This window comes from Bacillus salitolerans (assembly GCF_042680805.1).
In the GTDB taxonomy this organism is placed as follows: Bacteria; Bacillota; Bacilli; order Bacillales; family SA4; genus Bacillus_CJ; species Bacillus_CJ salitolerans.
This window is the reverse complement of the sequence record NZ_JBHUEM010000052.1, coordinates 11,870-31,734: the sequence shown is the minus strand read 5'-3', so window position 1 is coordinate 31,734 and position 19,865 is coordinate 11,870. Positions and strand designations below refer to the sequence as shown.

Here is a 19,865-nt window from a genome sequence, read left to right as displayed (position 1 = left end):
AGTAAACGAAAAAATCCACTCACCTATTGGAGTGGATAAAACGATAGATTAAACAGAGAAAAGATAGAAGCTATGCTTTAACTCTAGTTAAACCATCGCTTCATCCTCCCAATCCCCGAAGAATATGAAACGCTAAAAATTAAGGCAGGTCTCCTGACTCGTGCTTGACTCTACTATGAGTCCTTCCCATGGATCTTACATCCAAAGTGGTATATACTCATTTCGTCACACTTACAGTTGCGGGGACAGTTTTGGCTTTGCACCAAATTCCCTATTAAGCTAGCATAGCACCTTAACTCGCGGTCATATATCAATATGTAGTTTTCTTTTCGATAAACACAACAATATATTGTGTTATTTAATCTTACCCTAATTTGGTAGAAAGTTCAATGTCTGAAAAAGTGATATTTTTCGACAAATGATTTGGACTCTTTTGTTTTCACTTAGTAAGTTGCTGTTAAATGTCCGAAAGTTGACGATATTCTTTTCAAAGTTGATGATAAAACTAATAAGCTTGACGATGTTTTGAAAAGTTGATGATAATTTCCAAAAGTTGATGATAAAATGCTAGAGTTGACGATATATTCATAAAACTTGCCGACAAACTACCTAAAGTTGCTGATAGAATGCAAAATTTCATCATTATCATCCTACTTTTTCATAGAAGAAGCCATAAATTTGCCAAATAAGTCCCAGCATATAAAAAAGAGACTTGATTTTACTCAAATCTGCCTCTTTTTCGCTTATCCTGTATGTTTTTTTGCTCAAAGTCTGCCGATGAGCCAATTCGCCAAAAAGTAGAGTTACCCTTCTATTACCTTACCGAACTTCATTTGGCTTTTAATGAATTGTTCCGCTTCATTAGGAGGAACAGGTTTACTAAAATAATAGCCTTGGATGAAATCACAATCCATTTTCTGCAATTCATGTAATTGATTTATTTCCTCTACCCCTTCAGCGACAACTTCTAATTGAAGATGCTTCGCCATCGAGACGATGGTCCGTACAATCGCAAGGTCAGTATCTCCACTCTCCATATCGCGAATGAAGCTACGGTCAATTTTAAGCTGATCAACAGAGAACTTTTTCAAATAAGCAAAAGAACTGTAGCCTGTTCCAAAATCATCAATGGCAACTTTCACACCTATTTGCTTGAGTTCTTTCAATACTTCCTGAGTATGCATCGCATTCATTGTCATACTCTCAGTAATTTCTAATTCTAGTAATTCCGGAGATAGCTTCGTTTCCTTTAGGATTTGCTTAATTTGATCTGCTAAATCATTTTGTAAAAATTGTTTAATAGAAAGATTCACTGCAACGGTCACAGATGTTTGATATGTATCCTGCCACACCTTTGCTTGTAGGCATGCATTCCGTAATACCCACTCTCCCATTGGAAGAATTAAATTCGTCTCTTCTGCAAGTGGAATAAATCGATGAGGTGGGACCACTTGGTAGTCTGGATGCTCCCATCTTAAGAGAACCTCAAATCCTTTTAGCTTAAATGTTTTCGACTCTACAATTGGCTGATAGTGAAGCACAAACTCATCGTTTTTGATCGCTTTTCGTAAATCTGCCTCAAGGTAAAACTGTTGCTCTTGGTCACTAGACATTTGTGCATTATAAAAGGCATACGTATTTTTCCCATTTTCCTTTGCACGGTACATGGCCATATCCGCTTGCTTAAGCAATTGTTCGGCTGTTGTGCCGTCGATAGGATAGATCGAGATCCCAACACTTGGAGAAATATAGATATTCATCGTACCTAACTGAGTGCTTGTTTGGAATAAGCTCAGAAGCTTTCTGGCACTTTGCTCCGCTACCAACAGATCTTGACCGAGGTCGATTACCCATCCAAATTCATCACCACCGAGCCTGTAAATCGTCCCTTCCTGACAATTTGCAGATAATCGATTGACTATTTCCTTTAACAAGTCATCACCTACATGGTGTCCGAGCGTATCATTAATTCGTTTAAAATTATCTAGGTCAAAGTAAAGGAGAGCAATATGATTGTTCTCATTTTGATTATTCTTAATTCGATCTTTAAATTGTTTTAAAAACGCATTTCGATTTGGTAATCCAGTAAGGGGATCATTATAAGCTAGATATTGTATCGTTTCTCTTGTTAAAGCCTTCGCTTTTTCGGTTTCCTTCTTTGCCTTATTTGCTTTCTTTTCCGCATCTAATCGAAGCTTCTCTGATAATTGAGAGCTATAAAATGTGATGAGTGCCATTAACGTTGTTAAAATGACAAGATGAATAGAATAATAGCTTTCCCAGAGCACAAAATACTCATGTCCATACTTATACGAAAAGTAAACGATACTAACGGAAGATCCAACATATGAAAATAAAAAATTCCGTACGTCAGGATATAAAGCACTTAATAACAATGGTAAAAAAAGAAAAATATAATTCACATAATGATGATCCATATAATTCACTAAAGCCAACAAGACTAATGAATAGGCTGTAATCGTGTACATAGTGAAGGTAATCGACTTTTTGTTCCAGCATAATATTGTCGGTATGATCGCAATAGGATATCCGAACCAAACGATTGCATGGAAAGTCGTCCCTGTATCAAAGAAATTTAATATGGTAAAGGAAATGAGACCAAACCATATGACAATAATCATTTTTTGATTTCGTTTATGAATAACTTCTAGAATGTTCATCGTACACGCCCTTATTTAAACGAAGTAGGTATATTGTCTTATTATCCCTATACTACCATAATTTTTAATAATACATACAAAAAATGTCGAATTTTCTGCTGAAGTATCCAAACAAATACATAGAATCATTTTGGGAAAGCTACTAGTAACCTAGGTGAAAGGAGTTGTAAATATGGCTGAACAAATGAGTAAGAAGCTTCAAAACGCAGTCAAAAATGCAAATGAAACGAATCCTGGTTCTAGAAGAAGAACAAAGCCTCATACCTCAAAGAAAAATAAAGACCTATAACGAATAGAGAACCTTGTTGGTTCTCTATTTTCTTTAACAGTATTCAACTCGATTTGTAAAATACACTGGATAGTTTCCTATAGAAAGATAAACCTTAACTTTTAGGAGGTGATAGATGGTGACAAAGCAGCAAAACAATGAGCAGAAATTGAATGTGCAGCTTGGTGGGATGGGCTTGTACGGTACAACAGGAAATATTGACGTGGCAGGTTATTCCATGAGTGGTGATATTGAAAATGCAGGACAACTAGAAAAAGGCTCTCTGAAAGAAGATGGACAAACCGGTGCATCTGCATCTAGATACCAATCCATACAAAAGAATTAGGAAAGATGGAGTGTGATCCTATATGGAACTACAGGAACGTGATTTTATAACGATTGAGGATGAAAACGGGTCGGAAAAGGAGTATTCCGTTGAAGCATTGTTTCATCAAGGTGAAGAATCGTATGCGCTGTTAGACAGTGATGATGAAACCCTTCTAATGAAGGTAGAAAATGAAGATGGAGAGCAATATCTCGTTGGGATTGAAGATGAAGAGGAAACCGAATCGATTTTAAGTGCTTACCAGATTGCCGTTGAAGCAGCAAATCGAGTTGAATCGTGACTCGGAACGAAGGGATTGCAATACCTCCCTTCTTTTTTAATTTTATAAGAATGATTTACCTTTTCCTATCACAAACTAAGAATACTTTGAGTAGAAAGGAAGAGAATCGTGACGATAGAACAGAGTCTTGCAGAGGAACTAAACGAAATGATCAATGAAGATAATATTCCTTTATCCATCACTGAAGACATTCATGAAATCACCGCTAGACTCCAACGTGGTGAAATGATGGTAAGTGATTTAAAGGGTATGGATGTTTTTATCGAAGAAAAGATAAAAGAAGCGATGCAAAGACTTCAACGATAAGTAAGGAGATTGAAAAAATGAACAAAAAAGAAATGCTGCTACATATGATTAATAGGTTTACCGAACATGCAACAACTGCCCCAAGAGAATTACTTGAGGAGCTACATCAAATTAAGAGGAATTTAGACCAATTAAGCAACGAGGCAATAGAAATGCTTGATGGACCAACTACAATTCCAGCTGGTGATCGTAAGTATGATGCAGATAATCCACTACACCTTCTCTATCATACATATGGAGATATGGAGAAGTTTGCCTATACAGGTGAAAAGGATGAAGATTTATACCATGTCATTCAGCAGATGAGGGGCTTTTTTGACATCCCTGATCGCTATTTCCCTTAAATGAGGTGTTAACATGTCAATATCTGAACTTTCTCTAAGGCTTGCCATTGCTTTTATCACCATGCTCATACTCGCTAGAATAATTGGCAGAAAAGAAATTTCACAAATGACCTTCTTTAATTTTATTTCTGGTATTGCCATCGGTTCCATCGGCGCTAATGTAGTTGTAAATGCCAATCTTACTTTACGAAATGGTGTCTATGCCCTCGTTGGTTGGACGGCTTTTACCATCCTGATTGGATTTGTAGATATTAAATCAAGACGCTTTCGAAAACTGGTTGAAGGTCAGCCATTAATTGTTATTAAAGAAGGAAAAATAATGGAAAGAGAGCTACGAAAGACAAGATTAAATGTGGACGCATTAAATGCTCTCCTTCGGGAAAAAAATACTTTTTCAATTGCTGATGTGGAATATGCGATTTTTGAAACAGATGGGAAGCTGTCGGTCATGAAAAAGGAGCCTAAGCAACCGTTGACGAAAAGTGACTTAGCTATTCAGCCAAGTACAAACAATAAATATCCCATTTCCACTGGCGTTATTTTTGATGGTGAGGTAAACACAGGAAATTTGACGAAGCTCAACTTAAAAGAAGATTGGCTCCTTTCACAATTACAACAATCTGGCATTCAGTCCTTCTCCGAGGTTCTCTATGCTGAAGTGCAAAAGGATGGATCCTTGTACATTGATAAAAAGAATGATCAAATTCTACATTAGTAAAACGACTCCAAATGACCCGAATACTCATCTGAGCATTCGGGTCAACCATTTTCATGCAGGTAGTTTTCATTATGTTCCTCTTGTTACTTACCTTCAAGTGCCTCACTTCTTTATATTAAACGGTCCTTTGAGAAACTTGGTTTTTTTTTACCATGATAAAATGAAAAATAAAACAGTCAAGGTTTTCTTCATCCACTCCTGTTTGTTAGATGAGGACCGCATGATGTGAGTCACACAGACGTTGACAGAGGATGTGGCGCTTATTCTGAGTTCCCTATTATTCGGCTCTTACTGGCGTTTATCCCGCACTTACACTTCTTCGAATCTTCTAGTGTTTTAAAAGTGGTGGTCTTAGCGCCAGTTAGAGCGGGATAAATTAGTGAATTGGAAGCCTTTTGCTTGAATGCCTTCAATAAGCTCCGGTAGTATTTTGACTGTTTGCTCTAATTCGTGGAGTAAGATAATACCGTCATCATGAAGGTTGTCTACGACATTATTCACAATCTCTATTGGGTTATGCTTAAGCGACCAATCAAATGAAGAAATACTCCACAGCACGGGAAGTAAATGTAACTCCTTCGTTATCTTTATAGTACATTCGTTATACGCACCAAAAGGAGGCCTGAATAGTTCCACGTCTTGGCTCGTAATCGCTTCGATATACTGTTTACTTTTATGAATTTGCCGATATTGCTCATCATACGTAAGCTTTAATAAATTAGGGTGATTAATGGTATGAGAACCAATCGTATGTCCCTCTTCCACCGTCCGTCTCCATGGTCTTTTTTTATAAAGAAACCGGCTTTGCCAAAAAAAAGTAGCTTGAATATCGTACCGTTGTAATATCGTTAATATTTCTGGAAGGTATTTTCCTGGCCCATCATCAAACGTTAAGACAACTGCTTGTTTTGATGTTTCTTTGATTTGATTTACTTTTGTGATCACGTGATGATCCTTAAAGTCGTACACGACTTCATCTGTTACTACTCAAGGACTATTTAGCATGTTTAATTCCTCACTCTATTTCATAAATTCGAATGTTTATATAGGTTATTCTAATTGTTCGATAATGGTTTCCGCAAAGATTTGAATTTTCACGTGACACCTTTTTATTTCAATTGTTGTCCAATAACTTTGTTAGAACAAAAGGCCCAGGGCGCCCCGTTTAGCCTAAGGCAGAGCAAATGAAGCTAAATAAAAAAAAGGTTGGTTTTCCCGTTTATTCATGTCAGATGAATTGACCTCGAGTGGCTGGGTGCTGGATTCCATGGCACTAGCCCATTCTCATGCTGAAAACTTTTATACTTTCCTAATAATGAACAAAAAGGTCAGTCCTCTTATCTGACTAACCCTATAACATTTTTAGGTTAAATTTTTTCCGTAAAAAAGCTCATCCATTTCCATTGTTAACGCTTCGGTAATAAATTGTTGCTCTTTTTCTGACAATTGTTCTTTTGTATATCCAAAGAGGTAGTTATCTAAATCAAATTGCTTTAGTTTACATTTTGTATGAAAGATGTTTTCTTGATAGACATTCACATCAATCATATCATATAGCTCTTGAACCTCATCTGGAATATAGTTTTGAATGGAATTGATTTCATGATCAATAAAAAGCTTATGCCCCGTCACGTCTCTCGTGAAGCCTCTCACACGATAATCGATCGTCATAACATCTGTTTCAAAGGAATGAATTAAGTAATTCAATGCTTTTAATGGTGAAATTTCTCCACATGTAGAAACATCAATATCAGCACGGAATGTACTTATTCCAAGCTCTGGATGATATTCAGGGTACGTATGACACGTAATATGACTTTTATCTAGATTCCCGACTACAGCTGCCCCGATAGGACCTGGTGATTCCTCAAAGGCTTCCTTTGGTGCCTCATCTACTGGTCCTTCTGATACAAGTATCGTTACACTAGCTCCTTGAGGAACATAATCTTGTTTCGCTACATTTAAGATATGAGCACCGATAATATCGGTTACATTGGATAAAATTTTTGTTAACCGGTCTGCATTATATTGCTCGTCAATGTATTCGATATAGGCTTCACGATCTTCTTTAGTTTTTGTAAAACAGATGTCATACATATTAAAACTTAATGATTTAGTGAGGTTATTAAAACCATGTAATTCGGTAACCTGTTTTGGAGTTAGCTTCATAGTACAATCTCCTTTTTTAATTACGTTTTCATTATTTTTAGGTTTGTATGAATGGACTTATAATATTCGTCTACTAATCCCTTAGGAAACATTTACTACTACATTTTAGTGTGAAGTTCCCTTGCTTATTATGTGAATGCCAATAATCTCGATAATTACCAACTATATATTGTTCAAGCAAATACCATAATAAGATTGCAAAACGATTTTGCACATATGGGGAGGTTATGACGATGATAAGAAAGGCATTAACTATAGTTGTAGCAACAATATTAATTGTTGCCCTTGCAGCATGTAATATGAATGGAACAGAAAATGCACAAGGAAACAGAGGCGATACAGATAATCGTGGTACAGCTAATCGGGATACTACTCTAAATGTTCGTCATACAGGCGAAGATTACGTAAGAAACATCAATGATCGTACAGATACAAATCCAAGATACAATCAAGATACACATACCCAGCAAAACAGAATGAATGGAACAAATCAATATGATGAAACGCAGTACGGTCAAACAACAGATGGACAAGGTTTTAGGGGGCGAGGCTTGGATAATGCACGCCAAGGACTCGTTGACAGAAATATGGCAACTGATATTTCTGCAGACAGTACAAATCTATCGAGTAAGAAATATCCACATACAAGAGCCATATTAGTTCAAGAGGCAAAGTTTAAACAAATTAACATTGACCCAGCAAAAGCAAAAGAGTATGTAAATAAATTTGCACAAGGTAACATCCGTATTCAGACCGGTCAAGGAACTACAGCAACTGAACAAGGAAAGCAATCTCCAACTCAAACCAATAAGCAAACTGGTGCAAATCAAGGTGCCTCAGCGAAGGGACAAGGTCAAGCGGCTCAGCCTAAACAGCCCGTTGCTCAAGGTGGTAAAACTGCACAAGGTAACCAACAAACAAATCAAGGTAACAAAAATCAACAAGCGAATCAAGGCTCGACTCAACATCAGCAACAAAAAGCTAATAAAGGGTCTACTGCTCAGCAAGGTACCACACAAAATCAGCAACCGAAACAAGATAACACTGAACAAGCCGGGACAAAGGCACCTGCAGGAAACACAGCAGGCTTAAGTGAATTTGAATCACAAGTTATCGAGCTTACGAATGCTGAAAGAAGAAAAAATGGTTTACCTGATTTAAAAGCAGATACATCATTAAGTAAAGTAGCTCGCGAAAAATCAAACGATATGCAAAAAAATAACTATTTTTCTCATACAAGTCCAACATATGGCTCTCCTTTTGACATGATGAGAGACTTCGGTATCACCTATAATACAGCAGGTGAAAACATTGCCCAAGGACAACGTTCACCTCAGGAAGTTGTCCAAGCATGGATGAATAGTGAAGGTCATCGTAAAAATATCTTAAGTAACAAATTCACGCATATTGGGGTAGGTCATGAAACAGGTGGAAACCACTGGACACAAATGTTTATTGGAAAATAGTTTTACAAACCAAAAAGGCCTTTTAAGAAAAGGCCTTTTGGTTAACAAGTAGGGTACACCTACTAAGAATACTTAATTTTAATTACTAAATATGCAAACAATATTACGTCCACTTTGTTTTGCCTTGTAGAGTGCATCATCAGCATCCTGGAAGAGCATATCTGGTTCTATAATTCCTTCTCGGTAGGCAGCGACACCAACAGATACAGTCATATGCAAAACCAAATTGTTTGGTAGTACAAAGGGATGATTTTCGATTGTTTTTCGGATTCGTTCTGCGATATCTGTTGAGCTTTCGATCGGACAATTCGGTAATAAAACCGAGAATTCTTCTCCACCGTTTCTTGATACAATATCACCCTCCCGTGTTAAATCCGTTAGGAGTTTGGCTAATTGTTTCAGAATTTCATCCCCTGCTGGGTGACCATACGTATCATTGATCTGCTTAAAATGGTCGACATCTACTAAACAAATCGAACAATCTCCATTCGTTTCAATTGTTTTTGATAACATTGTATTGTAAAAATAGTCAAAGGATCGAACATTATACAATCCCGTTAAAGAGTCTCTTTGGGAGCTCTCTTTATATTTAAGATAGAGTTCACTGTTCCTTCGAATATACGACACAAAGTAAAAGGTTAATCCACCACCAACGATGGTACTAAATACATGATACAAGGCAACATCCAGTACTTTCATAAAATCCTCACTTACAATAAAAAATGCTATGGAGAATATTGATTGACTAAATAGAAGAAGAAGTCCCCATTTTTTCCAAGGCTCAATTTTTATTTTGTAAGTAATAAGACTTGAACCAATAGCAATGGTCAGCATCATAAATAGAGCAACAACTGATGAGAAATTATAAGCGATAATAAATCGACCAATTGAAATGATGACAGCTGAAATAATCGTTGGAATGAATCCACCGTAAAAAGCGACTAAAATAACAGGAATATGACGCAAGTCCAAAATGGTAATATTATTCACTTGGATACTATAATGCATTAAGACTATGCCTAAAATACCTGCTAAGATTCCATCAAGAATCTTTATTTTAATGGGGGATTGAAGAGTAAGTCTATTGTCGCGGAATAGTTGATGCCATATAAATGTAAAAGACATGAGGATGGAACTATTAACAATTAAGTCACTAATCATATTCGTACCTTCCTTAATAACAATTTACTAAGAAATTAACATTTTCTTTACAATTATATCATCGGATGGAAGTTTTAACATGTAAAGTCGATAAATGATAAAATTTACAAAGTGAAAGCGAAAAAATGAGGACGAGCGTACTTTCCATAACAATTTGTACATACAATGTACAAGTTGTAGTTTTGGAGGGATTCGTCTTGAGCATTTCAGTACTTGCTAGCTATATTGTATTAGGATTAACATTAGCTGCACCAATTGGTCCAGTAAACTCAGCTAGGATCGATAAAGGAATCAAAAATGGCTTTTGGCACGCTTGGATTGTAGGAGCAGGCTCAATGATTGCAGATGCTATCTTTATGCTATTCGTGTATTTGGGCATGGTTCAATTTCTTCACATACCGATCGTTCAAATCTTTCTTTGGCTGTTTGGAGGCTTTGTTCTAATCTATTCTGGAGTTGAAAGTATTTGTGGAGTCAATAAAGTGCTCTTAGATTACCGAAGAGAAAAAGAGCCTCTTTATAGATGTTTTCTTACCGGATTTATTATGTCAATCACGAGTCCTTTATCCATCCTTTTCTGGCTTGGAATATACGGGTCTGTATTAGCAAAGACCGCAACTTCATATGGGACAGGCCAGCTACTCCTTTACAGTAGTATGATTTTTCTTGGGCTAACGTTATGGGATTTATTTGTTGCAGCTCTTACAACTGGATTTAGAAGATATTTAAATTCAACAAGCCTCAAAATCATCTCCATTCTTTCAGGTGCTTCATTAATTGCCTTCGGAGTATATTTTGGGATACAAGGAGTTTTAGCACTACTTTACTAATATAGTTCCCCCCTTCAAAAAGGGGGGCTTTTAACATTTTGATAAAAAAAATGGCCATGAAGTAAGCATCCGTTTAAGCAGCTAAGCCTATATTACGTTCATTTCAAGATTAGAATATGGACCGATTGTAGGTGTACAACCGGTCTTTCTATTTATTACTTCATTTTAGACCAATGCTTACTCGTCACTTCCGTTTCTGCAAGTTCAAATGTTGTGCGATACGGCTTGAAATTCACATGCTTGTTGACTGCATACAAATCATGAGGTGCACATAAGAATAGAGCTAACGCTTGATGATAAACGTATCGATCAATCTCCTTTGCTTTCTCAAGTAACTCTTTCTGATGTGTCTCTGCTGCCATACGATTAAATAATACCTCAAACTGAGGGATAATCGGGCCACTGCGAAGAGCTCCATCTTCTCCCAAAAATTCACGATGAAAATAGGCAGGTGTACCTTCGTAAAATAGCGTATCAGGGCTTCCTATAAAAATATCCCAATTTGGAATTAACCGTTTTTCAGCTAGTACTTTTCTCCATTTCAATTCATCCTTTGGAAAAATGTTATGAACAGCCACCTCAATATGAAGAGCGGCTCTAAAATGATTGGCAAGTGTCTCAGCTACCTTTATATAGTTACTTGGAGCAGCTATTCGTAGCTCTCTACCAGATGACCACTCCCCTTTCTTCAATAAGTCCTTAGCTTTATTTGGGTCATGCTCAATTGGCTTTAACTCCTCAGGAAAATCAAAAGCCCAAGGTGGTGTTAACGCTGGAACCTTTGTAGCATATCCGGAGAAAGCTCGCTGAATCAGGTCATCTCGATCTACTGCATAATTAAAAGCCAATCGAAGATACTCATTACTAAAATCTATATCACGCTGAAAGCGATTAAATGATCCAGCTACAACACGGTTTCCCCCTATCGCTTCTAGCTTTGCAAACATAGAATGCCGAAGCTCTTGCGCCTTTTCCGGTGGAACTTGTGTGACAATATCCACTATTCCTTCTGTATTCATACATAATTGAAGAGCTTGCTCCTGCGTAAGATCATTACGGAATATAACCGTTTTTAACCTAGGGCCTCTTTTCTTATTCCAATACTTTGGATTAGCCTTCAGCACTATATAGCGGGAACGATCCTCATGAACTGTAAACCATTTTGCGGCGTAGGGATTTTTACTAATTACGGATTGAACATTATATATAGAAGAATAACCTTTTGATAATATAAACGGTCCAGTGCCCCACGGGCCTGGTTCATCCAGTACTCACCAGTGACCTTCTGCTGTTCCGAATTTCTTATAACCAAATCCAAGAACATTCCAAAATAACAGACTTGCAATATGGTAAACCCTTAGTTTCCCTGTGGCTAATCCGTCCGGTTTTGGAAAATGAAATCGGACCGTATTCTCATCGATTGCCTCAATTGTGGTTCCGTCAAGTAGATTTACCCATGTCCCAGGAGGATGTGGGGCAATCCATTTTCTTTCTTCATGAAAGGCTTGCTGAACATGGTAAGAAGTAAAGGGTTCATGATTATGAAATATCACTTCATTTCGTAGAGAAAGCTCTAATGTCCTATCATTAACCCAGTGAAGTTCTCTTGCCAGTGATGGAACGATCCTTCCTTGATGATCAGCTCGAACAGCCTCTTCCATTGTATTAAATAATACATACAACCAATTTAATGGTGATGGATCGACTATATAAATGGTACCAGTTTGGGTGCTTTTCACATAGTCTTGATGATTTGCATCAATCATATACCCACATCCCTTTACTGCTTTTTATATCATTTATACTCTTTACAACATTACGGCATTCGTTTTTTATAACTTTTCCCCACGAACAAAAGGAGCAATCGCCCCGTTTAGCCTAAGGCAGAGCAAATGTTCCTAAATGAGTAAATGGGTGCTTTTCCCTTTTACTCATTTAGGGTTATTTGAGGGAGAAGTACACCAGCGAAGAAAAATCTATAAGAACCGATGTTTGTTTCATGATTAGCCTTCTTCTCGATGATTTTTATAAATATTGAAAAAGGATATAAAATGAAAATTAAAGACCTAAATCTATCGGCTTAGGCTAAAAAAATGTCGAATATTGCCTATTTCATATTGTGAATATTCTGAAAAAATAGTATATTATAATTACATCTTCTTCTTTATCATTGTTATGGGTCTAATTCCAAATTGCACTTAGTACGAAAATGGCAAACCCAATCGAAAGATGGTGACGCAAAACTAAAGGGGCTAAGTTGAAAAAATATGCCAGCCAGTTACCGAATATTACTCCTAAAATAGAGGGGGAATGTAGTTTGGATTATTGCAAAGAGCGTTCTTTAGAGGTAGTTAATAGAGATATATTTATTTTGAGAAATTTAATGTATAAAGCTAGCGAACGAGTTGGTAGGATGGATGACCCACTAGTAGTTGAAATTAGTCAATTTTTGGATCAAAAGTTAAACCAACAAGGAGAATTAATAAAATCCCATAGTTGATAAATTGGAGGAATGTAGGATGTCTAAAAAGAAATTAATAAATAAGGTTGTCAAAAAGAACATCAAATTGCATATGGAAGTGCAAGAACAAGAACACCAGCATGAACTAGAAGAGCAATTAAAATGGCAAAAGTCTATAATAAAAGAGGAATACATCGTTTCAAAATAAGTGTATCTTAATGGAATGACTAGAAGTATGATCAAAGAAGAAGATAATAACAGTTCATCCTAACGGGAACTGTTATTTTTTTGATGATTCGTTTTAAGGGTACTTGTTGTTTTTTCATGTTTATCCTCCCCTTGAAAAAATCAAACAAAGTCTATTATTGAATAGATTGGACAAAACTATATATTAGACTGACTTAAAAAACATCATGAAACTTGACTAGTAACGTAAAGCATCCTTTCTCAAATCGAGAAAGGATGTTCTAGTATTGTAAATTAGTTTATTCTTTCAATAGTATTACTTGTTTTTACAGTCACTAAATCATAAAGTCCACCTTCTGAACTTACGATATAATCCGGTGCTGGCTGACCAACTCGAGCTTTATGACCAGCTATATGGGCATCACTCTTCTCCCACATTTTCCAATGGTCTTCTGATTCCCATCGAATCATCACGATTACTTCTTCTTCCCCGCGTCGAACCTTTTTGACCATAACGGATAAGTCAATAAACCCTTCTTGTTTCTCAATAATTCCTTCACCGCTGAATCGTTCTACTACCTTTTCTGAATTACCTTCTGTTACAACTGTTTTTCTCATTTGTATAAACATAAGCTCATCCCCGCTTTATTTTTTCTAGAACAAAGGGGATTCCTAACACTTACAAGAATCCCCAACTTACCATTATTTTAATGCAGCTTTAATTTCTTCAACCATCTGTGCTGTTGAAATAAGTCCTCCACCAGATAGATACCATACGGCTGGATCTAAATACACAATTTTATTAGCCTTCGCTGCTTTTGTTTTATTCACAAGCTCATTGTTAAATACGTCAGATGCATTTCCTTCTCCAGATACAACGGAATCGCGATCGATGACAAATAAGTAATCAGGATTTTTCTCTGCAATATACTCAAATGTTACACTCATACCATGAGTGGAAGCTTCAATATTCTCATCTGCAGCTTTCACACCAAAAACATCATGAATAATTCCGAATCGAGATCCAGAACCATAAGCACTTAGCTTTCCACCTGTAGTTAACACAAATAATCCTTTTTTCTCATCAGAGTTTGTGATGTCTTGAAGACTTGCGATTGTTTCATTGATTGTTACAAGCTCTGCTTCAGCTGCTTCGTCTTTACCAAATAGTTGGGCTAATAGTTTCACGTTATTTGTAAAAGATTCCATATAGTTCGAGTTATCAATACTGATGAATACGGTTGGAGCAATTTTATTTAGCTCTTCATAAGCTGCTGACTGTCTACCTGAAATTATAATCAAGTCTGGCTTCATTCCATAAATTGTCTCGAAATCAGGTTCTTTTAAGCTACCAACATTCACATATTTGTCATCTTCATATTTAGATAGATAGCTAGGTAAAGTACTTGCTTTTGCTACTCCAGCCACTTCTACACCTAGTTTATCCAACGTATCTAGTGCCCCAAAGTCAAATACAACGACAGTTTGAGGATTATGCTTTACCACAACTTCTCCTAGTTCATGCGTAATGGCATGTTCAGTTGGCTCTGTAGCAACTTCTTCTTTTTCTTCTTGTTTCCCTTCTGTTGAATTAGCATTTTGACTTTCTGTCTTCGTCTCAGCTTCCCCTGTCGTTTCGGTTGATGTACCGCACGCTGCTAAAACGAGGGCTAGCATTGCAATCATAAAAATTGAAAGAATATTTTTTTTCATGTTAATCTCTCCTTTAATTTTTTTATATATAAAAATGATTATTACACACATGTTTATCCCGCAAAAAACGGGCCTTACTATCGTTTCTTATGAAAAATACACACAAATCTTTTTTCCATCAATTTCTTGGATTTGAAATTCCATGCCATACACTTCTCTCAAAACTTCATTTGTAATTATTTCTTCTGTTTTCCCTTCTCTGATCACCTTTCCATCCTTCAAAGCAACGATAAAATCGGAATAGCAGGAAGCAAAATTTATATCATGAATGACGAGGATAATCGTTTTGCCTAACTCATCTACCATTTTTCGAAGCGCCTTCATAATCTGAACAGAATGCTTCATATCTAAATTATTGAGTGGCTCATCCAAAAGGATATACTCTGTATCTTGAGCTAATACCATGGCAATGTATGCTCGTTGAAGCTGACCACCGCTTAATTGATCAATAAACTTATCTTGTAATGCCTCAAGCTCCATATATGAAATTGCATCATTTACATATTTCCAGTCCTCTTCCCTAAGCTTTCCTTGAGAGTAAGGAAACCGACCAAAACTTACTAATTCCTTTATCGTAATTCGGATATTTACATTGTTCGATTGTTTTAGGATTGAAATAGATTTAGCTAGTTCATTACTTTTATAAGAAGTAATCTCCTTACCCTCTAGGAGAACGTGACCTGCGTCCCTCGGAATTAGCCTTGAAATCATCGAAAGAAGCGTACTCTTTCCAGCCCCATTGGCTCCGATAAATGAAGTGATTTTCCCTTTTTGAATACTGTGGGAAACATTCTCAACTACTGGTTTCGTTCCATACTTTTTCGATACATTTTTCACTTCTACCATGTTTTATTCTCCTTTAACAGTAGGTAAATAAAGTACACGCCACCTACAAAGTTAATGATGACACTAATTGTTGTGGAAAAGGTAAACACTCGCTCGACTAAAAATTGTCCACCTACAAGCGCTACGATACTAATCAAAATCGAACCTGAGATTAAGAAAGAATGCCTGTATGTTCGTAAAAATTCATGTGCCACATTTGCGACGAGTAATCCTAAAAACGTAATCGGTCCCACTAACGCAGTTGAAATAGATACAAGAACTGCAATAACGATTAACAATCGCTTCACAACATGATCATAATTAACACCTAAATTAACGGCTTCATCTCTTCCAAGTGAAATGACATCTAAAAATTTTACAAACCTAGAGAAATAAACTGTAATCGCCACTAATAACACAACAGAGATTAAGAGGAGGTCTGTATTCACATTATTGAAGCTAGCAAACATCGAATCTTGCACGACTAGAAATTCATTCGGATCAATGAGTAGCTGCATAAAGGACGAGATGCTTTCAAAAAACGTACCCATAATAATCCCGATTAACAACAGGAAGTAAATGTTTTTACCTTCTTTTTTGAAGATATATTTAAATAACAGCAAGGCGAAGATAATCATGAGACCTACGGATAATAGAAAATGGTACTCCCTGCTCATCATGGCTAGTGTAGTCCCGCCAAATAAGAATACAATCACGGTTTGAATCAATAAATACAGGGAATCAAGTCCGATTAAACTTGGCGTTAAGATTCTATTATTTGTAATCGTTTGAAACACGATGGTTGAAAAGGCAATACAGCTTCCTGTAATGATGATGGCAAATATTTTAATAGCTCTTTTAGGAAGTACATATTCCCAGTGCTCTCCAATATCCCAAAATAAGAACAAGGCTATTAAGCAAATAGATAAGATTGTGAGACTAATAAGTTTCGTTTTATAAGCCATGTGCTCTTCTCCTCAGTAGTAAATACAGGAAGATACCGCTTCCAATGACACCCACCGTTAACCCAATCGATACTTCATAAGGGAAAATAATGATGCGACCAAAAATATCACAAACTAATACGAACACAGCTCCAAGAACAGCCGTATGCTGCAAACTATTTTTTAAATGATCGCCTTGGTAAATCGATACAATGTTAGGAATAATTAATCCTAAGAATGGTAGTGTACCCACTGTTAGTAATACAACGGCAGATACGAGCGCCACAATAATTAACCCGATGTTGACAACATGCTTGTAGTTGAGTCCTAGATTCGTAGCAAAGTCCTCACCCATTCCCGCAATCGTAAATCGGTTCGCAAAAAGGTAAGCAAGAATGACGGCTGGGATACTTATGTATAAAAGTTCATATCTGCCTTTGATAATCATCGAAAAATCCCCATGAAGCCAGGAACCTATACTTTGAATGAGATCATATTTATACGCAAAAAATGTGGTTAACGACCCTACAATATTTCCAAACATTAACCCAACTAGTGGTATAAAGATCGCGTCCTTAAATTTGATTTTGTCTAGAATTTTCATGAAAATAAAAGTTCCTAACAGTGCAAAAATAAATGCAATCGCCATTTTTTCAAGCATTCCTGCTGCTGGAAATAATAGTAAGGCTACTAACACCCCTAATCTTGCAGAATCCATTGTTCCGGCTGTCGTCGGAGATACAAATTTGTTCCGACTAAGCTGCTGCATGATTAAACCAACGATGCTCATGGACATACCAGCGATTAATATACTCATTAGCCTTGGAAATCGACTAATGAATAAAATTTCCTTTTGATCTTCCGTTAATTGAAAAATGTCCAACGGTGATACATTTGAGACACCAACAAAAAGCGAAACAAAAGATAGTATAATAAGTAAACTGACCAAATAACGAAGTTTCATATGAAGTCCTCTCAGTTTAAGAGATTTTATTACAAAAGCAAAAGATAATCATTATCAATAACTGACAAGAAAATAATACTTGTTTAAACAAGTATTACCGTTGTAATGATAACAATTATCATTATCATAGTCAATGCTCTTTTTCCAATTTTTTAATATTTTTTTCTAGTTCACCATTTGTACTACTTCTACTGGACAATTCTCAAAGACGTCACTCTTTTCCATCTTCTCTAAAAAAGTTGGAATGTGGTCAATAATCGTTGGATTATAAAAAAAACTGATTGAATCATCTACTATGAATGATGTTTTGGCTAGCCTACCTAGAAACGTGTGGAAGTTCTAAAAAGTCTACAAAAAAAATAGAAGGTGAATGAGTCACCTTCTAGAGTTCTTGTAAGTTAGTTCGAATTAAATCTAAGCTTTTTAAACACATTTTTAATTCTTCTTCAGTCATATTTTGGGTTGCTTGTGATATCGTCGTGAGCGCTAATCCTTCGAGATCCCTTTGTATTTGTTTTGATTCATCCGTTAAATAGATATGCTTAATTCGTCTATCTTCATTGTTTGGTTCTCGTCTAACTAAATTACGTTTTATCATATTGTCAATTAAACGAGAAATACTAGCTTGATCTCGTTCATTTTTCATAGCAAGTTGATTTTGTGTCAGCCCATCCTTCTCATACAATCTACTTAATATTTGCCACTGCTCATATGTAATCTCAAATCCATGAAGCTGAAAATTTTGATTTAACCGATTACTCATTAATCGTGAAGCATGAAATAGTTTATAACCAATAGATTGATCTAATAAATATTTTTCAGTTGAAATACCTCTCACTCCTATTGCCACAGTAAAATACCGCTTCTTTTCCTATATTTATTATAAAAGTGAAAGGAGCTTTATACAAATAGAAAAAGACCTTCTTGCAAGAGAAGATCCTTTCTTTTTTTATTATTGTGACAATAGCATTTTTTTAACAAGCTCACGATTTCTTTGTTTAAACACTTCATTATGTGAAGATACCATGGCCACTCCAGCAGCATCAGGCTGAATATATTGCTTTGCCTTGTTAACCGCATTCGCGGCATCCTGGAAGGCCCCTGCAATCAAGTTCAATTTCCCCTCATGCTTCAGTATATCCCCTGCCGCGTAAAGTCCTTTTACAGATGACTCGCTCGAAACAGTACCTGAAATATAGAAATGATCTAGTATATCAATCGATAAGTCACTATTTTCAAGCAAGGAGGCGTCCCGTTCAAAACCGTGATTAATCACAATATCATCCACAACCAAATACAAGACTTCTCCAGTTTCATGATTTGTTAACTCAACACGCTCAATTTCCTCTTGATTAGGCGATGCGAGTAGCTTCGTAATACTCGTATTCATTAAACACTCCGCAGAACTGTTCATTAACTGGGTTATTTGTGCTTCATGTCCTGATAAATTTGGCTTCCGATGTGTTAAGTATATTTTTTTGGCTACAGGCTCCAGTTCGTTTGCCCAGTCTATCGCAGCATTACCTCCACCTGAAATGACGACCGTTTTATCCTTGAAATACTGCAACGATTTAACTGTATAATGCAAGTTCGAAATCTCAAATCGTTCTGCCCCTTCGATTGTAAGCTTTTGTGGTTTTAGAATTCCACTACCTACGGCAACTATTACCGTTTTTGAATAATGGATTTGCCCACTTGAACCATGTAATTCAAACATACCCTCTTCATTTTTCGATATGGAAGTGATTCGTTCATTTAAAACAACTGTTGGATCAAAGGTTAATCCTTGTTCAACAAGCTGTTTGATTAGATTAGCGCCTGATGTTGGTGTTAGTCCCCCCACGTCCCAAATCAATTTCTCAGGGTAAATATGAATTTTCCCTCCTAATTGGGGCTGGAATTCAATAATTTTCGTTTTCATTTCACGAAGTCCACTATAAAATGCTGAATAAAGCCCAGCAGGACCTCCACCAATAATCGTCACATCAAAAAGATCCATTTCCTTCACGATACACACTCCCTAACCCAACTTTTTCACTCTCAGCACCTGTTCCTAATGAAATTTTGATTTCAAAAGAACCAACATCAACGTTTGCTCCAACGTATTAGCAAGTTTTTCTAACACAACAAATGAGGTTGACAATCATTATCAATAGAATTATAGTTACATTGTACATTATGTTGATAATGATTATCAATATTA

The 19,865-nt window shown here is 36.4% G+C and carries 21 protein-coding genes, 1 pseudogene and 2 riboswitches; of the genes and pseudogenes, 9 read left to right on the top strand and 13 right to left on the bottom strand.

The window, feature by feature from the left end:
- Nucleotides 1–126 precede the first annotated feature (126 nt).
- Nucleotides 127–310: riboswitch (cobalamin riboswitch) on the bottom strand.
- 493 nt (nt 311–803) lie between these two features.
- Nucleotides 804–2,681 (bottom strand): putative bifunctional diguanylate cyclase/phosphodiesterase, encoded by a 1,878-nt coding sequence (locus tag ACFSCX_RS20675; protein ID WP_377930156.1) that lies wholly within the window; start codon nt 2,679–2,681, stop codon nt 804–806.
- 404 nt (nt 2,682–3,085) lie between these two features.
- Between ACFSCX_RS20675 and ACFSCX_RS20670 the strand changes: the two genes are divergently transcribed.
- The 5 genes from ACFSCX_RS20670 to ACFSCX_RS20650 all read left to right on the top strand — a co-directional run bounded on the left by ACFSCX_RS20670 (nt 3,086) and on the right by ACFSCX_RS20650 (nt 4,940).
- A complete protein-coding gene (locus ACFSCX_RS20670; protein ID WP_377930155.1) occupies nt 3,086–3,295 on the top strand; it encodes a hypothetical protein in 210 nt (69 codons plus the stop codon).
- 22 nt (nt 3,296–3,317) lie between these two features.
- Complete coding sequence (locus tag ACFSCX_RS20665; RefSeq protein WP_377930154.1) at nt 3,318–3,575, top strand: DUF1292 domain-containing protein; 258 nt, start codon at nt 3,318–3,320, stop codon at nt 3,573–3,575.
- 108 nt (nt 3,576–3,683) lie between these two features.
- Entirely contained in the window at nt 3,684–3,881 is a 198-nt protein-coding gene (locus ACFSCX_RS20660; protein ID WP_377930153.1) for a hypothetical protein, read from the top strand.
- A gap of 17 nt (nt 3,882–3,898) precedes the next feature.
- A complete protein-coding gene (locus ACFSCX_RS20655; protein ID WP_377930152.1) occupies nt 3,899–4,225 on the top strand; it encodes a hypothetical protein in 327 nt (108 codons plus the stop codon).
- Between the two features lie 13 nt (nt 4,226–4,238).
- Nucleotides 4,239–4,940: a YetF domain-containing protein gene (locus ACFSCX_RS20650; protein WP_377930151.1), complete on the top strand. Its 702-nt coding sequence runs from the start codon at nt 4,239–4,241 to the stop codon at nt 4,938–4,940.
- A 354-nt stretch (nt 4,941–5,294) separates the two neighbouring features.
- Here the strand turns inward: ACFSCX_RS20650 and ACFSCX_RS20645 are convergent, their stop codons facing one another.
- Nucleotides 5,295–5,888, bottom strand: a complete 594-nt coding sequence (locus ACFSCX_RS20645; RefSeq protein WP_377930150.1) for a polysaccharide deacetylase family protein — start codon at nt 5,886–5,888, stop codon at nt 5,295–5,297.
- Between the two features lie 417 nt (nt 5,889–6,305).
- A complete protein-coding gene (speD, locus tag ACFSCX_RS20640) occupies nt 6,306–7,112 on the bottom strand; it encodes an adenosylmethionine decarboxylase (RefSeq protein ID WP_377930149.1) in 807 nt (268 codons plus the stop codon).
- Between the two features lie 1,085 nt (nt 7,113–8,197).
- Here speD and ACFSCX_RS20635 point away from each other — a divergent pair.
- Nucleotides 8,198–8,578 (top strand): annotated as a pseudogene (locus ACFSCX_RS20635) (CAP domain-containing protein); the annotation flags it as partial.
- 78 nt (nt 8,579–8,656) lie between these two features.
- On the opposite strand, the gene ACFSCX_RS20630 reads toward ACFSCX_RS20635, so the two are convergent.
- Entirely contained in the window at nt 8,657–9,739 is a 1,083-nt protein-coding gene (locus ACFSCX_RS20630; protein WP_377930148.1) for a diguanylate cyclase, read from the bottom strand.
- A gap of 197 nt (nt 9,740–9,936) precedes the next feature.
- On the opposite strand from ACFSCX_RS20630, the gene ACFSCX_RS20625 reads away from it, so the two are divergent.
- Entirely contained in the window at nt 9,937–10,569 is a 633-nt protein-coding gene (locus ACFSCX_RS20625; RefSeq protein WP_377930147.1) for a LysE family transporter, read from the top strand.
- Between the two features lie 155 nt (nt 10,570–10,724).
- Here ACFSCX_RS20625 and ACFSCX_RS20620 read toward each other — a convergent pair whose 3' ends face one another.
- Complete coding sequence (locus ACFSCX_RS20620) at nt 10,725–11,756, bottom strand: ABC transporter substrate-binding protein (RefSeq protein WP_377930385.1); 1,032 nt, start codon at nt 11,754–11,756, stop codon at nt 10,725–10,727.
- 84 nt (nt 11,757–11,840) lie between these two features.
- A complete protein-coding gene (locus tag ACFSCX_RS20615; RefSeq protein ID WP_377930146.1) occupies nt 11,841–12,335 on the bottom strand; it encodes an ABC transporter substrate-binding protein in 495 nt (164 codons plus the stop codon).
- A 435-nt stretch (nt 12,336–12,770) separates the two neighbouring features.
- Nucleotides 12,771–12,855, top strand: a riboswitch (cyclic di-GMP riboswitch).
- Between ACFSCX_RS20615 and ACFSCX_RS20610 the strand changes: the two genes are divergently transcribed.
- Together ACFSCX_RS20610 and ACFSCX_RS20605 are read left to right on the top strand one after the other, a co-directional pair.
- A complete protein-coding gene (locus ACFSCX_RS20610) occupies nt 12,827–13,069 on the top strand; it encodes a Spo0E family sporulation regulatory protein-aspartic acid phosphatase (protein WP_377930145.1) in 243 nt (80 codons plus the stop codon). Its footprint overlaps the riboswitch before it by 29 nt.
- A gap of 19 nt (nt 13,070–13,088) precedes the next feature.
- Nucleotides 13,089–13,238 carry a hypothetical protein gene (locus ACFSCX_RS20605; protein ID WP_377930144.1) on the top strand — a complete coding sequence of 50 codons (150 nt, stop codon included), beginning with the start codon at nt 13,089–13,091 and terminating at the stop codon, nt 13,236–13,238.
- Nucleotides 13,239–13,510: 272 nt separating this feature from the next.
- On the opposite strand, the gene ACFSCX_RS20600 is transcribed toward ACFSCX_RS20605, so the two are convergent.
- The 7 genes from ACFSCX_RS20600 to ACFSCX_RS20570 all read right to left on the bottom strand — a co-directional run bounded on the left by ACFSCX_RS20600 (nt 13,511) and on the right by ACFSCX_RS20570 (nt 19,661).
- Nucleotides 13,511–13,846 carry an antibiotic biosynthesis monooxygenase gene (locus ACFSCX_RS20600; protein WP_377930143.1) on the bottom strand — a complete coding sequence of 112 codons (336 nt, stop codon included), beginning with the start codon at nt 13,844–13,846 and terminating at the stop codon, nt 13,511–13,513.
- Between the two features lie 72 nt (nt 13,847–13,918).
- On the bottom strand, nt 13,919–14,929 hold the full coding sequence (locus ACFSCX_RS20595; protein ID WP_377930142.1) for a siderophore ABC transporter substrate-binding protein: 1,011 nt from the start codon (nt 14,927–14,929) through the stop codon (nt 13,919–13,921).
- Between the two features lie 87 nt (nt 14,930–15,016).
- Nucleotides 15,017–15,775, bottom strand: coding sequence for an iron ABC transporter ATP-binding protein (locus ACFSCX_RS20590; RefSeq protein ID WP_377930141.1), 759 nt, complete (start codon nt 15,773–15,775; stop codon nt 15,017–15,019).
- Nucleotides 15,769–16,719 carry an iron chelate uptake ABC transporter family permease subunit gene (locus ACFSCX_RS20585; RefSeq protein WP_377930140.1) on the bottom strand — a complete coding sequence of 317 codons (951 nt, stop codon included), beginning with the start codon at nt 16,717–16,719 and terminating at the stop codon, nt 15,769–15,771. Before ACFSCX_RS20585 ends, ACFSCX_RS20590 begins: the two co-directional genes overlap by 7 nt.
- A complete protein-coding gene (locus ACFSCX_RS20580; protein ID WP_377930139.1) occupies nt 16,709–17,662 on the bottom strand; it encodes an ABC transporter permease in 954 nt (317 codons plus the stop codon). Before ACFSCX_RS20580 ends, ACFSCX_RS20585 begins: the two co-directional genes overlap by 11 nt.
- A 382-nt stretch (nt 17,663–18,044) precedes the next feature.
- On the bottom strand, nt 18,045–18,512 hold the full coding sequence (locus tag ACFSCX_RS20575; RefSeq protein ID WP_377930138.1) for a MarR family winged helix-turn-helix transcriptional regulator: 468 nt from the start codon (nt 18,510–18,512) through the stop codon (nt 18,045–18,047).
- Between the two features lie 102 nt (nt 18,513–18,614).
- Nucleotides 18,615–19,661 (bottom strand): NAD(P)/FAD-dependent oxidoreductase, encoded by a 1,047-nt coding sequence (locus tag ACFSCX_RS20570; RefSeq protein ID WP_377930384.1) that lies wholly within the window; start codon nt 19,659–19,661, stop codon nt 18,615–18,617.
- Nucleotides 19,662–19,865: the final 204 nt, after the last annotated feature.